Here is a 12,897-nt window from a genome sequence, read left to right on the forward strand (position 1 = left end):
CGGATCATGGGAGATGAGCGGCGGGCGTGGACCGACGAGGCAGTGCGGCGGATCGAGGCAGACTTCAACCGATCGGCCGATACGCACCTGATCCGGGTGGAATTGCCGAGGTTTCCCGGTATTACGCTCTACATGAAGGATGAGAGCGTCCATCCGACCGGGAGCCTCAAGCACCGTCTGGCGCGATCATTGATCCTTTATGGATTGTGCAACAACCGTATCGGGCCGGACACGCTGCTGGTCGACGCTACAAGCGGATCGACGGCGGGGTCCGAAGCCTATTTCGCGCGCCTGATCGGGCTGAAGTTCGTGGCGGTGATCCCGCGCAGCACGTCGCCCGCCAAGATCGAGGCGATCCGCTTTCACGGCGGCGATGTGCACATGGTCGACAGCGCAAGCGAGATGTATGTCGCAGCGGAGAGATTGGCGCGTGAGGCGGGCGGGTTGTTCCTTGACCAGTTCACATATGCCGAGCGGGCGACCGACTGGCGCGGCAACAACAACATTGCGCAATCGATCTTCCAGCAGATGGCGCGCGAGGACCATCCGGTGCCGACATGGCTGGTGTGCGGCGCCGGAACCGGCGGCACGTCTGCCACACTGGGGCGGTTCATCCGCTATGGCAGGCACCCCACGCGGCTGTGCGTGGCTGACCCCGAAGGGTCAGTTTTCCACCGCCACTTTGCCGACCGCAGTGTTATGGCGCCGCCTGCCGGTATGCCTTGCCAGATCGAAGGGATCGGACGCCCGCGCGTGGAGCCTTCGTTCCTGCCGGACGTGATCGACCGGATGATCGCCGTGCCCGATGGTGCATCGATCGGGGCGATGCGCGCGATTGCGGACACTATCGGCAGGCCGGTTGGCGGATCGACCGGAACCAATATCCACGCCTGTCTTGAACTGGCGCAGGAGATGGCGGCGCAGGGCCGTGAAGGCTCTATCGTGACGATCCTGTGCGATTCCGGCTTGCGCTATGCCCAGACCTATTACGACGATGGCTGGCTTGAAGCGCAGGGAATCGACTGGCGCGGATATGAAGCGCGGGCTGCGGATTTATTGCGCACGATTTAGCGAATGTCTCGTTTCCGTTGCGATAACCTTCCCTGTTCGCAACCAGTTGAGAATATCCAGCGCATATATTAACGAGCGAAAGGCCGAATCTGCGACGGGGTGCAGGGCTGGGGAATGTCGGGAATGGGTTTCAAGCGAGGTGTGGCGGCAGCAGCGGCAGCGCTCGCGCTGGTCACGGCAGCGCCTGCCGTAGCGCAGGCGAGCAATGGCGTAGGGACGGCATTCGAACTGGCGTTCTGGCAATCGGTAACGGGCAGCGATGATGCTACGCTGTATGAGGCCTATCTCCAGCAATATCCCGCAGGCACGTTCAGCGCGCTGGCACGGGCCAAGGTTGCAAGCCTGCGCAAAGGCACCGCGCCCGCGATAGCTGCCGCGCCGCAAGCGCCGCTTCCCCCGATGCCTGCCCCGGTTGTTCCTGCCCTAGCCTCTCCTGCCCTAGCCTCTCCTGCCCTAGCCTCTCCTGCCATGACCGCGCCAATAGAGCCGGCCCCGATGCAGGTGGCTGTTGCCCCGCCTGCGCGCATTTACAATGATGCGGCCCAGGCCGCCGCCGATGTGGCGATGCTGGCCGAACTGGCGAAATCGCAGGAAGTAAGCGGGGCGACTCTGCAGGTGGCCGTCGCGAACGGATTTGCGCTTCCACCCCGGCCCACGATGAACGAAGTGCCCGACCTGTCGCTTCCGCCCGCGTTTTGTTCGGCTGAAGCGCGAAACGCGTTTCACGAGACGCGCTACAAGCCGGTGATGGAACTGGCTCGTGACAACAATGCCGCAGCGGTGGCGCACATGCAGCGCTTGCAGCAGGAATACGATCGTTTGCAACTGGCGGGCGATCCCACGCCGATGAACGTGATCGCGGCCGAAGCGAGCGCCTATCAACAGGAGGTGGCAGCCATCGCCTACAAGCGGCAGGTGGCCATGGTGCAGCAATTCGATGCCATCATGGCGGTGCCGGTAACCGCCTGTCAGATTGCCGCTGCCAAATGAGGGGCGCGTTTAAGGCCATGGTCGCGCTGGGGCTGGCGATCGCCGTTCCGGCCCAAGCTCAGGCCCAAGCTCAGGCCTGCATCGACCGCGATACCTTGACCGCGGCACGGCTTGCGGAATTCGGGACGATGATGATGACGGTTAGCTTGCGCTGCAAGGCCATCGGGATTGACATATCCAGAGGATACGAGGCCATGTTGGGCACGCACCGTCCGGTGCTGGCGGCAGCCGACCGGCGTTTGCGCGCGTTCTTCGCCGGAAAATCCCGCGCGTTCGATGCCTATTCGACCCGGCTGGGTAACCGCTATGGCGGCGGAGCGACAGACCCTGCAAATTGTACGCGGTTCGAACGCGTGGCGCGCGATCTGGGGGCTAACCCCGGTGCAGCTGCGTTGGGCAAGGTGGTCTTTGCCATGATTGGCCAGCCGCGCATCGAAGGTCCGGCTTGTCCGAAACCTTAGAGTATCCGTGATGGTCAAGCGCATGCAGTGGTCCAGAGACGATCTGCCCTGAGTAGCGCATTTGCGGTGACGATGAGCTTTCGCATGATGGCTGTGATGGCGATTTTGGCGGGTTTTCCGGCAGCGATGAGCTGCTGGTATTTGGCCTTGAGGTTTGGATTGAATCGGGCGGCGACCAGAGCAGGCATGTAGAGAGCCTGTCGGACATTGGCCCTACCGCCGCGGATGAAGCTTTTGCCTTTCCATTGGCCGGACTGGCGCGCGACCGGGGCAAGTCCGGCGAGCGAGGCAGCCTGCTTGTTATCGAGCGATCCGAGTTCGGGCATGGTGGCGATGATCTGGTTGGCGGTGAGTGTGCCGAGGCCAGCGATGCTGGTGAGAATGTGGTGGCGCCGGACGAGCTTTTCATCTGCGGCAATGACGGCCGCGATTTCAGCGTCGAGCGCAGCGATGTGGCGAGCGATCTGTTCGAGCCGTTGGCTGCACTGGCGCTTAAGCAGCGTGACGGTGAGGTTCTTTTCGCGGTTTTTGAGCGCGGTGCGATCACGCACCAGACCATCGCGGGCGTTGACGAGTTCGGCCAGTTGGTTCTGCTGCGGGCTTCGGGCGGGCCTGACCGGGGGTTTCAGCGTCACCGCCATCCGTGCGAGCAGCCTGGCGTCGATGCGATCGGTCTTGGCGAGCGTGCCTGTCGCCTGAGCGAAGCGCCTTGCCCGTTCCGGGTTGAGCTTGACGCAGGGCATATGGCCGAGCGCGACCTCCAGCGCGCGGTGGTAGATGCCGGTAGCCTCATAGGCGATCCGCTCGACCTCCCATTGCCCGGCCCATGCGATCAGGGTCTTGTGGCCCTTGGTGGTGTTGGGGAACTGGCGCTCGATCCCGATGGGATGGACATAGCAGTCCAACGTCGCTTTGGAGATGTCGATGCCGATGGTTTGTGGTAGAGAGTTGCTCATCTTTTTCGCTGTCCCATGCTTGTCATCCGGGCCTTGAAAGCCCCGGTATCCGTTCGGGCCTGATGAAAAAGAAAGGGGCGATCCTACTCTAACCCGGTCCCTTCACGACCAGCGGTTTTGCGATCCGTCCCCTTCCGTCCGGTCCGGGGTGGCCACCCCGGACCGGACATCGCATCCTGACCCGAACGGACCACAAAGTCATAAGACAAGCCGGTTCTAGGCCGTAAACTCATAAACCACACCGTCGAGGCGTCGAAATGACGAACATATCGGGCCAAGGCGCCCGCTGGGAGGGCTGGTTGCCCTTCCAAGGGCGGCTTGGTTCGAGATGGAAGTCATTTCGACGTCCTTCGGATTTGACCAAAACGGCCCATCGCTTCGTCGGGCAGACTTGAAATATCGACATATTCCTGCGCCTGCCCTCCTTGCGCTAAGCCGTTTTGCCTCAAACCTCGACGGTGTGGTTTATGAGTTTACGGTCTGGCCTTTATCCGTTTGGCGCGATCGAGCGGAGCAGGCCTTCCTGTGTGGCGCTGGCGACAAGGCGCCCGTCCTGGCTGAAGATCAGGCCGCGGTTCAATCCCCGTCCCCGGTCGGCCCAAGGGCTTTCGCAGGCGTAGAGCAGCCATTCGTCCGCCCGGAAATCATCATGAAACCATACGGCATGATCAAGGCTGATGGCCATCATGCTGCCATCGGCCCAATTGATTTCGTGTGGCAGTGTTGCCGTGGACAGCAGTGTCATGTCACTGGCATAAGCAAGTACGGCGCGGTGAATGCGTGGATCGTCGGGAAGCGAAGACACCGCCCGGAACCAGGTGTACAAAACGGGTTCACGCGGCCCACCGCCCATCCATGGCATCCGCTGGGCCGGACGCAATTCGATCGGACGTGGTCGCAAAAGAAATTCGCGCCGCGAATCCGGGACTTTGGCGATGTGCAGACGCAGCAGTTCCGCCTCGCTGGCAAGGCCTTCCGGGCCGGGCACCTGCGGCATGGGTGCTGCGTGACGGAAGCCGGATTCGCGCCTGTGGAACGAGGCAACCATATTGAGGATCGGCTTGCCCAACTGGCTGGCAACGATGCGGCGGTTTGAAAAGCTTCCGCCATCCAGATCGCGGTCGATCTTGAAATCGATCGCGTGGTCTTCATTGCCGCCGCGCAGAAAATAGGCGTGCAGGGAGTGGACGGGACGATCGTGGGGAACGGTGCGCTCGGCGCTGGCGAGCGCCTGACCGATCACTTGTCCGCCGAACACGCGGCCCATGCCGCCGATTTTGCGCCGACCTTCGAAGCGGTCGCCTCCGCGATCTTTGACATCGAGCAGGTCGAGCAGCCGGGCGACCAGTTCCTGCGGATTCGGATTATCGTTGTCAGTCATCACCGTTTGGATGAACCAGCCTGCCGTTTACGTCAACGCCATGTCGGGCTGGTCAGCGAAGCCCGCGTGCCTTGCTGTAAAGCCGCCAGCCCAATGCCTTGGCGCGGTTGGTGGCGGGCCAGCGACCGGGTGCGCGAGGCGTGATGCCGACCTTGCGCAGCAGACCATTGAACGCGCGCGCATCGGCTTCGGCAAAACTCCATTCCGAGCGCCAGGTTATCGATAGCGAAACCGAGGGTTGGGGGCCATTGTTGACGAAGTGGGGCGACATGACCGGAACGTAAAGCGCTTCGCCCGGATGCAATGCCCATTCGCGGCCACCCGCAACAAGGTCATCGCGCCAGAACAGTTCGCGTCCGCCGCCGGTGTGATAGCCTTCGTGCGTCTCATCGGGCGCATAGCGCGCATCGCCCGCAGGGAACATCGTCATGACCTTGCTACCCATCAATTGCAGCAGGATATTGTGTTCGGGATCGAAGTGGTAGGGCGTGACGCCGCCCGGACTGGTAACGAAGATGAACCCCTGCGGTTTTAGCATGGCACCTGTTCGTGCCTCAATGGTTGGACGGAGTTCTGTCAGCAATGCCATGAGCAGATCATTGTAGGCAGGTATCTGTTCGATGTTCTTGAGTGCGGCCCAACTGCCGGTTGTGGCGATATCAAGGATGGTTTCGCCGATGCCGATGCCATTGGCTGGCGCCTTTTCGCCGTTTAGGCCCAGCGGCAGGTCGGACCGGTTGAATTCCACCGAGGCTTCGGGAAGCGCTTCGGCCATCCGGGCAAGCGCTGGCAATTGCATCAGCGGGTGATCTTCAAGCTGGTGCGCCAGCTTGTGCGGCACTTCGGGGTAGGACGCGGCGAAGATGGCATGGGAGCCACGGTCGAACGCATCGAGCGGGGTCGTTCGGGCAAAGGCGCTGGTCTGGTCGGTCATCATGTGAGTCCGGTCGGATTGCGGCCGAGTTCGAGCGACAGCAGCCGCTTGAATGCGGCCCGGCGAAGCGTTCCGCCAATGGCGATGGAGATGCGGCCGATGGGGCGGCGTTCGGTCCACAGACTGTCGATCATCGGGTGATCGGGCGCGGCGCAACTATCGCACCAGGCGATGTCATCACGCGCCAGCAGGGCAAGGTTTTCGCGCTGGAGCAACACGCCCGGCGAGAAACGCGAAAAGTCTTCGTCGAAGGCGGTCTTGTAGGAAAAGCTGCCCGGTGGAGTCAGGAAATTGGCCAGCATGGCTATGCGACGGCCATCGAGAACAAGGGCCAGCCGTTCAAGTTTGCCCAGCATCGCGGCCTGTTTCAGCGCGTTGCGGAAAAGCGTTTCGGTGGCAGGCGCACAAGCCATGGCGCTGCCAGCCTTGCCTTTCCAGCCACCCCCTTCGAGATGCAGGAAATCGTCTATCCATGCATCGATGCCTTGCGCTTCACTGTGCCGTTCGAACGAGAGCGCACCCTGTTCGGCAAGGCGCGCGTACTGGCGGCGCAGTTCCTTGCGCTTCTTGCCGGCCAACGCGCGTTCGAGATAGAGATCTGGCGGCAGAGGGGAGTGGAGCAAGGCCCGCTGTTCGCGCATCACCAGCGCGGACGTCCGGTTCCCTGCTGAAAGATCGAACAGCGCATGGGTGAGCGGCTGTTCCAGCGGCATGGCGGGCAAATGCAGGAACAAGGCCGAACCGGGGGCCGCATCTGCCCAATCGAAAAGCGCTTGCCAGAACATGGCTTCGCAACCCGCGCGGATCAGCGGCGCACCGAGAAACGCGTTCGCGTGAAGCCATGCGGAACGATGCGGCAGCGGCCAGCGGCCATAGCGCGCAGGGTTGTGCACGGGAAACAGACCCAGAAGCAGATCGCCGAATTCGAGCGTGAATATCTGAACGCGTCCATCGGGATCGAACGATTCGAGCGCGGGAAGCAGATACCACGGTTCGAAGAACGGATTGGGCGTGGAAGCAGTATCTGAAAGCGCCTGCCAGCGGGCGCGAGGCACATCTCCTGCCCATTCCCGCCATGCCACGGCCTGCCCGCGCACGGCTCCGGGCGGTGCATTTGCCACGGCGACGGTGGACATGGGGAAGGGCAGGGCGTTCAAAGGTTGGTTCTCCGCCTGCCGGATTAGGGGCAAGGCGCGAAAACTCGGTTAACATTCCAGCAAAAGAAGAAACCCGCCCGGATTTCTCCGAACGGGTTTCCCTCCTCCCCAACTCGTGGGCTGGTGCGCGGGGTTTTATCCCGCTGCGTTGCTTGCCCTGCCGTGAGCTTCAGCCTGCGGCATGACTGGCCAGCGCTGCCAGCAAAAGAAGCGCGACGATGTTGGTGATCTTGATCATCGGGTTGACGGCAGGCCCTGCGGTGTCCTTGTAGGGATCGCCCACAGTGTCACCCGTGACGGCAGCCTTGTGGGCTTCACTGCCCTTGCCGCCGTGATGGCCGTCTTCGATATACTTCTTGGCATTGTCCCATGCCCCGCCGCCCGACGTCATCGAAATGGCAACGAACAGACCGCCGACGATTACGCCGAGCAGCAATGCGCCGAGCGCAGCAAAGCCGTTGGCCTGTCCGGCAACGGCCGTGATCACGAAGTACACGACGATCGGCGCAAGCACCGGCAGCAGCGACGGGACGATCATTTCCTTGATCGCGGCTTTGGTTACGAGGTCCACGGTGCGGGCATAGTCGGGCTTGCTGGTGCCCGCCATGATCCCCGGATTATCGCGGAACTGGTTGCGCACATCCAGCACCACGTCTCCGGCGGCGCGTCCCACAGCGGTCATGCCCATCGCACCGAACAGGTACGGCAGGAGCGCGCCAAGCAGCAGGCCGACGATGACGTAGGGATTTTCAAGGCTGAAGCTGACCGCGAGGTTCGGGAAAAATTCTCGCAAGTCAGTGGTGTAGGCGGCAAACAGGACGAGCGCGGCAAGGCCGGCGGAGCCGATGGCATAGCCCTTGGTAACGGCCTTGGTGGTGTTGCCCACGGCATCGAGCGCATCGGTCTTTTCACGAACCGAATCGTCGAGACCAGCCATTTCGGCAATGCCGCCGGCGTTGTCCGTCACCGGACCATAGGCGTCGAGCGCGACGACCATACCGGCGAGCGCAAGCATGGCGGTGGCTGCATAGGCGATGCCGATCAGGCCTGCGAGCTGGTAGGCACCAATGATGCCTGCGCAGATCACCAGCGTTGGCATGGCGGTGGATTCAAGGCTGATAGCCAGACCCTGAATGACATTGGTGCCGTGGCCGGTTTCCGACGACTTGGCGATCGAGCGGACCGGGCGGTAGTTGGTGCCGGTGTAGTATTCGGTGATCCAGATGATGAGGCCAGTGATGACCAGACCGAGCAGCGAGCAATAGAACAGCGTCCGTCCGGTGAAGGTGACGGTATCGGCCATGATGGTGTAGCTCATCGCCGTTTCCATGCCGCCAAGGGCATAGTCGATGGCCCACCAGATCGCGCCGACCGACAGCGCGGCGGTGACAAGGAAGCCCTTGTACATCGCGCCCATGATGTTGTTCGAACTGCCGAGTCTGACGAAGTAGGTGCCGATGATCGAGGTGACGATGCACACGCCGCCGATCAGCAGCGGCAGCGCCATCATCGCGCCAAGGCCATCGCCCAGACCCTTGAGCAGCAGCGCGGTGAGCACCATCGTGGCCCCCACGGTGACGACATAAGTCTCGAACAGGTCGGCAGCCATGCCGGCGCAATCGCCGACATTGTCACCCACGTTGTCGGCGATGACGGCGGGGTTGCGTGGATCGTCTTCGGGAATGCCAGCCTCGACCTTGCCGACAAGGTCTGCGCCCACGTCTGCCGCCTTGGTGAAGATGCCGCCGCCCAGACGCGCGAAGATCGAGATCAGCGAGGCGCCGAAGGCGAGCGCGACGAGGCCGTCGACCACGGTGCGATCATCGCCGCCCACGGTATAGCCTGCGATATCGGTCAGGTAGTGGTAGAACACCGCAATGGCGAGCAGCGCGAGGCCCGCGACCAGCATGCCGGTGATCGCGCCTGCGCGGAATGCCAGCGTGAGGCCTGCCTGCAGCCCGGTCTGCGCAGCGGCAGCAGTGCGGACGTTCGAGCGGACCGAGATGTTCATCCCGATGAAGCCTGCAACGCCTGAAAGCACAGCACCGATCACGAAGCCGGTGGCAGATACCGGACCAAGCGTTGCGACAATGATGATGGCGACGGCGATGCCGACCACCGAAATGGCGGTGTACTGGCGCTTCAGATAAGCTTGTGCACCTTCCTGAATGGCGGCGGCAATTTCCTGCATTTTGGCGTTGCCGGCCGGTGCGCCGAGCACCTGACGGCTGGTTACGAACCCATAAACAATGGCCAGTAACCCAAGCAAAATCGATAAGACGACTAGGTTCACGGTGGCATCCCCCTTTTATCTACGGTGCCACGAATGGCCCGTCCCCGTCGTTTGCGGGTCGGCGGGAGGCTATAGGTTTATTTGCACCTCGCAAGCCCTTCCATGATGTGGATCAAGGGGTTTTCAATCGTGCGTGTAACCCAGCGGCCCGTTCGGCGCGATGCCATCGATGATAACGGGCGATATGTTACGGTTTGTTGCGATGCCGATGGGGAATGCAGCGACGGTTGGCTGAACGCCGGGGGGCAGGGTGAACAGCAGTTCGTAATCGTCGCCCCAGCGCATCGCCTCGTCGCGGCGGGCGGGAGGGAGGCCGACGGGAAAGGGAACGGCAGGACCATCGATCGCGAAGGTCACGCCGCTGGCGTCGGCCATGCGGGCAGCGTCAATCAGCAGTCCGTCGGAAACGTCCATCATCGCGGTGGCGACGGGCGCGAGCGCGCAGCCTTCGGCAAGGCGGGGGCACGGGCGGCGGAACGCGGCGCTATCGGTCCCGGAATTATCGCGCAGCGCTTCGAAGCCGAGCATGGCCGCGCCGACCGGACCGGTCAGCCACAGGGTATCGCCGGGGCGCGCGCCTGCGCGTGACGGGGGCGGGCGGTGCGTGGCGCGGCCCAGCGCGGTAAGACCCAGGCTGCGCGGGCCATTTGCGCTGACCGTATCGCCACCGAGCAGCGGCACATTGAAGGCCGCCAGCGCTCCTGCAAGACCTTCGATAAAGCGCGCGTCACCGCCGCCCAGCGTGAAACCGAGCAGAACCCCGACAGGCTCTGCGCCTTTTGCTGCAAGATCCGAAAGGTTGGTGGCGACGAGCTTCCACGCGACATCAGCCATGTCCTGTCCCGGCAGCCAATGGACGCCTTCGACCATCATGTCGTGAGTGAGCACAAGCGCTTCGCCGCCAAAATCGAGCACCGCGCAATCGTCTGCCAGCCCGCGCGCGGCAGGGTGTGGCGCCAACGCGCGCATGGCTTCGATCAGGGCCATTTCCTTGCTCATGGCCACGTCTATGCGGGGTGGCAGGGCATACCGCAAGTACGCTTGACGCGCTTGCTTCGGGAGTTTAATCGATCGATTAATCGATTAATAGTCTCGCGAGAGGCGACGGTGACATCGACGGGGACAGGGTGCCGCCAGCAACAGTCAGGACGGATATCCTGGCGGCGCGCACCGGGTCTCGACAGAAGGAACGAAGAGATGAAGCTGGATCACACAGTGTCTGCGGTTGTAACGGGCGGCGCTTCGGGCCTTGGCGCGGCCACCGCGCGCGCGTTGGCCGCCAAAGGCGTGAAGGTGGCCCTGTTCGATCTGCAGAAGGACAAGGGCGAGGCATTGGCCGCCGAAATCGGTGGCGTGTTCTGCGAAGTGAATGTGACAAGCGATGAAAGCGTCGACGCGGGTTTTGCCAGGGCGCGCGCGGCCCACGGGCAGGAGCGGGTGCTTGTGAACTGTGCAGGCACCGCCAACGCGATCAAGACAGCCAGCCGGTCCAAGGAAGATGGAACGGTCAAGCACTTCCCGCTCGATGCATTCAACCGGATCATCCAGATAAATCTGGTCGGCACGTTCCGGTGCATCGCAAAATCTGCGGCGGGCATGCTCACGCTTGAACCCTGCGACGAATTTGGCGAGCGCGGGGCCATCGTCAACACCGCATCGGTTGCGGCGGAAGATGGGCAAATCGGACAGGCAGCCTATTCCGCATCGAAAGCTGGTGTGGTTGGCATGACATTGCCGATTGCGCGCGATCTGATGAACGAGGGCATCCGGGTCAACACCATCCTGCCCGGTATCTTCGATACGCCCCTGATGGCAGCGGCGCCTGAAAACTTACGCGCGGCTCTCGCGGCGTCGGTGCCGTTCCCCAAGCGCTTCGGAATGCCCGACGAATATGCGAAAGTGGCCTTGTGCATGATCGAGACAAGTTATCTCAACGGGGAGGATGTGCGCCTTGACGGCGCGATCCGCATGGCGCCACGCTGACGTGTGAAATTGCGGTGGCCGCCGGGTCACCCGAAGGGCTTGATTTCGCCGTTTTCCTGAAAATCGCCCTTCGACTACCGTGATTGCATTTCTTGGGATATGAGGGGACTTTATCCGTTAGGGGATGAACCGGGTTGGAAATGAGCGCGACATTGGACGAAGCCGACAGTCTTGAATCACCGGGCGCGCGCGAACTCCTGCTGGTGACGGCGTCGTCAATCATGCGCGAAGGCGACGTGGTCGACATTTCACTATCGGAATTGAGCTTGCGGTCGGGACTCAATTCGGCGCTGGTGAAATACTACTTCGGCAACAAGGCCGGCTTGCTCAAGGCACTGCTGGACCGGGACATGGCCGCCATCGTCAAATCCGTCGATGCCTTGCTGGCCAAGGATGACATGGACCCTGAGGCCAAGCTGCGGCATCATATTTCCAAATGCATCGATACTTATTACGATTTCCCGTACCTCAATCGCCTTTTGATGCGGCTGGTGCGCGATAGCGACGAGACTGAAGCACGGCGCATTGCCGACCAGTACCTGTTGCCGTTGAATCGCGCCTACTTTCGCTTCATCGGTGATGGGGTTGAGGCTGGGGTATTCCGGCCGATCGATCCGCAACTGTTCTATTTCACATTGACGGGTGCGGCCGACCGCTTCTTTTCAGCGCGGCTGGTGCTGAAACACTGCTTTGACCAGGATGCCCTGACCGAGGAACTGCGCGACAGCTACCGGGAGCACACCGTCGATTTTGTCATGGCCGGCATCCTTGCGCGCTGACGCTATCAGACCGGGATGGATCAGGCCGGGATGGCGAATCGGCGTGATCGGCGGTTCGGGACTGTACGATTTCGCGGCACTGCAAGACGCGCAGGAAATCGCAGTGTCCTCTCCCTTTGGCGATCCATCCGCGCCGGTCACGATCGGCCGGATCGGCAATGTCGAGTTCGTCTTCCTGCCGCGCCATGGCAAGGGTCATCGTATTCCGCCCCATGCGATAAATGCGCGTGCGAATATTGAGGTGCTCAAGCGCTGCGGCGTGACTGACGTGCTGGCGATCTCGGCCATCGGTTCCCTGCGAGAAGACCTGGCGCCAGGCAGCTTCGTGGCGGTGGACCAGTTCATCGACCGGACCCATGGACGGCTGGACAGCTTCTTCGGCGAAGGGCTGGTGGCGCATGTCTCCATGGCCGACCCGGTCTGTCCGCGGCTGGCCGCGCTGGCAGCCGATGCTGCCGATGCGGCGGGCGCACTGGTGCATCGTGGCGGATGCTACCTGGCCATGCAGGGGCCGCAATTCTCCACCCGCGCCGAAAGCCGGATGTACCGGCAGTGGGGCGCCGATGTGATCGGTATGACGGCCATGCCGGAGGCGCGGCTCGCACGGGAAGCCGAATTGCCATACGCACTTCTTGGCATGGTGACCGATTACGATTCCTGGCGCGATGGCGATCATGTTGAAGCGGGCGACGTGTTGCGCGTGATGGCGGCGAACGCGGCGCTGGCCCGCGCGGCGCTGGAACATCTGGCTGCGCTTTTGCCAATCGATCGTATCGCAAGCCCCATCGATCGGGCGCTGGACGGAGCAATGATGACCGCCCCGGCAGAGCGCGATCCAGTGCTGACCGCAAAACTGGGAGCAGTAGCTGGACGCGTGGCGGGCTAAAGAAAA

12 protein-coding genes are annotated in these 12,897 nt (G+C 62.4%); 6 read left to right on the forward strand and 6 right to left on the reverse strand.

Annotated elements, in window-relative coordinates; translation table 11 throughout:
• The first annotated feature begins 6 nt into the window (after positions 1–6).
• From LUA85_RS04395 to LUA85_RS04405, 3 genes are all read left to right on the forward strand, one after another.
• Positions 7–1,071: a PLP-dependent cysteine synthase family protein gene (locus LUA85_RS04395; RefSeq protein ID WP_231467253.1), complete on the forward strand. Its 1,065-nt coding sequence runs from the start codon at positions 7–9 to the stop codon at positions 1,069–1,071.
• A gap of 123 nt (positions 1,072–1,194) precedes the next feature.
• Positions 1,195–2,061 (forward strand): hypothetical protein, encoded by an 867-nt coding sequence (locus LUA85_RS04400; RefSeq protein ID WP_231467255.1) that lies wholly within the window; start codon positions 1,195–1,197, stop codon positions 2,059–2,061.
• Positions 2,058–2,522 (forward strand): hypothetical protein, encoded by a 465-nt coding sequence (locus LUA85_RS04405; RefSeq protein WP_231467258.1) that lies wholly within the window; start codon positions 2,058–2,060, stop codon positions 2,520–2,522. The genes LUA85_RS04400 and LUA85_RS04405 overlap by 4 nt, the downstream gene beginning before the upstream one ends.
• Before the next feature lie 14 nt (positions 2,523–2,536).
• Here LUA85_RS04405 and LUA85_RS04410 read toward each other — a convergent pair whose 3' ends face one another.
• The 6 genes from LUA85_RS04410 to thiL form a co-directional block, all read right to left on the reverse strand.
• Positions 2,537–3,478 (reverse strand): IS110 family transposase, encoded by a 942-nt coding sequence (locus LUA85_RS04410; RefSeq protein WP_006966739.1) that lies wholly within the window; start codon positions 3,476–3,478, stop codon positions 2,537–2,539.
• A 487-nt stretch (positions 3,479–3,965) separates the two neighbouring features.
• On the reverse strand, positions 3,966–4,859 hold the full coding sequence (locus LUA85_RS04415) for an acyl-CoA thioesterase II (RefSeq protein WP_231467260.1): 894 nt from the start codon (positions 4,857–4,859) through the stop codon (positions 3,966–3,968).
• 52 nt (positions 4,860–4,911) lie between these two features.
• Positions 4,912–5,793 (reverse strand): cupin-like domain-containing protein, encoded by an 882-nt coding sequence (locus LUA85_RS04420; RefSeq protein ID WP_231471766.1) that lies wholly within the window; start codon positions 5,791–5,793, stop codon positions 4,912–4,914.
• Positions 5,793–6,929, reverse strand: a complete 1,137-nt coding sequence (locus tag LUA85_RS04425; RefSeq protein WP_231467263.1) for a GNAT family N-acetyltransferase — start codon at positions 6,927–6,929, stop codon at positions 5,793–5,795. Before LUA85_RS04425 ends, LUA85_RS04420 begins: the two co-directional genes overlap by 1 nt.
• Before the next feature lie 190 nt (positions 6,930–7,119).
• Positions 7,120–9,243, reverse strand: coding sequence for a sodium-translocating pyrophosphatase (locus tag LUA85_RS04430; protein ID WP_231467267.1), 2,124 nt, complete (start codon positions 9,241–9,243; stop codon positions 7,120–7,122).
• Between the two features lie 123 nt (positions 9,244–9,366).
• Positions 9,367–10,242, reverse strand: a complete 876-nt coding sequence (gene thiL / locus LUA85_RS04435; protein ID WP_231467269.1) for a thiamine-phosphate kinase — start codon at positions 10,240–10,242, stop codon at positions 9,367–9,369.
• 198 nt (positions 10,243–10,440) lie between these two features.
• On the opposite strand from thiL, the gene LUA85_RS04440 reads away from it, so the two are divergent.
• The 3 genes from LUA85_RS04440 (at position 10,441) to mtnP (ending at position 12,891) form a co-directional block, all read left to right on the forward strand.
• Positions 10,441–11,226 (forward strand): SDR family NAD(P)-dependent oxidoreductase, encoded by a 786-nt coding sequence (locus LUA85_RS04440; RefSeq protein ID WP_231467271.1) that lies wholly within the window; start codon positions 10,441–10,443, stop codon positions 11,224–11,226.
• 140 nt (positions 11,227–11,366) lie between these two features.
• Positions 11,367–12,005: a TetR family transcriptional regulator gene (locus LUA85_RS04445; protein ID WP_231467274.1), complete on the forward strand. Its 639-nt coding sequence runs from the start codon at positions 11,367–11,369 to the stop codon at positions 12,003–12,005.
• A complete protein-coding gene (mtnP, locus tag LUA85_RS04450) occupies positions 11,995–12,891 on the forward strand; it encodes an S-methyl-5'-thioadenosine phosphorylase (RefSeq protein WP_231467277.1) in 897 nt (298 codons plus the stop codon). Before LUA85_RS04445 ends, mtnP begins: the two co-directional genes overlap by 11 nt.
• Positions 12,892–12,897: the final 6 nt, after the last annotated feature.

The sequence above is a fragment of the Novosphingobium sp. CECT 9465 genome, assembly GCF_920987055.1.
Taxonomy (GTDB): domain Bacteria; phylum Pseudomonadota; class Alphaproteobacteria; order Sphingomonadales; family Sphingomonadaceae; genus Novosphingobium.

Bases quoted from the DNA above. Each gene is read 5' to 3' on its own strand.
- LUA85_RS04410 (WP_006966739.1), bottom strand. From the start codon at position 3,478: ATGAGCAACTCTCTACCACAAACCATCGGCATCGACATCTCCAAAGCG.
- LUA85_RS04400 (WP_231467255.1), top strand. From the start codon at position 1,195: ATGGGTTTCAAGCGAGGTGTGGCGGCAGCAGCGGCAGCGCTCGCGCTG.
- LUA85_RS04395 (WP_231467253.1), top strand. From the start codon at position 7: ATGGGAGATGAGCGGCGGGCGTGGACCGACGAGGCAGTGCGGCGGATC.
- LUA85_RS04415 (WP_231467260.1), bottom strand. From the start codon at position 4,859: ATGACTGACAACGATAATCCGAATCCGCAGGAACTGGTCGCCCGGCTG.
- LUA85_RS04405 (WP_231467258.1), top strand. From the start codon at position 2,058: ATGAGGGGCGCGTTTAAGGCCATGGTCGCGCTGGGGCTGGCGATCGCC.
- LUA85_RS04445 (WP_231467274.1), top strand. From the start codon at position 11,367: ATGAGCGCGACATTGGACGAAGCCGACAGTCTTGAATCACCGGGCGCG.
- LUA85_RS04420 (WP_231471766.1), bottom strand. From the start codon at position 5,793: ATGACCGACCAGACCAGCGCCTTTGCCCGAACGACCCCGCTCGATGCG.
- LUA85_RS04440 (WP_231467271.1), top strand. From the start codon at position 10,441: ATGAAGCTGGATCACACAGTGTCTGCGGTTGTAACGGGCGGCGCTTCG.
- LUA85_RS04425 (WP_231467263.1), bottom strand. From the start codon at position 6,929: ATGTCCACCGTCGCCGTGGCAAATGCACCGCCCGGAGCCGTGCGCGGG.
- thiL (WP_231467269.1), bottom strand. From the start codon at position 10,242: ATGAGCAAGGAAATGGCCCTGATCGAAGCCATGCGCGCGTTGGCGCCA.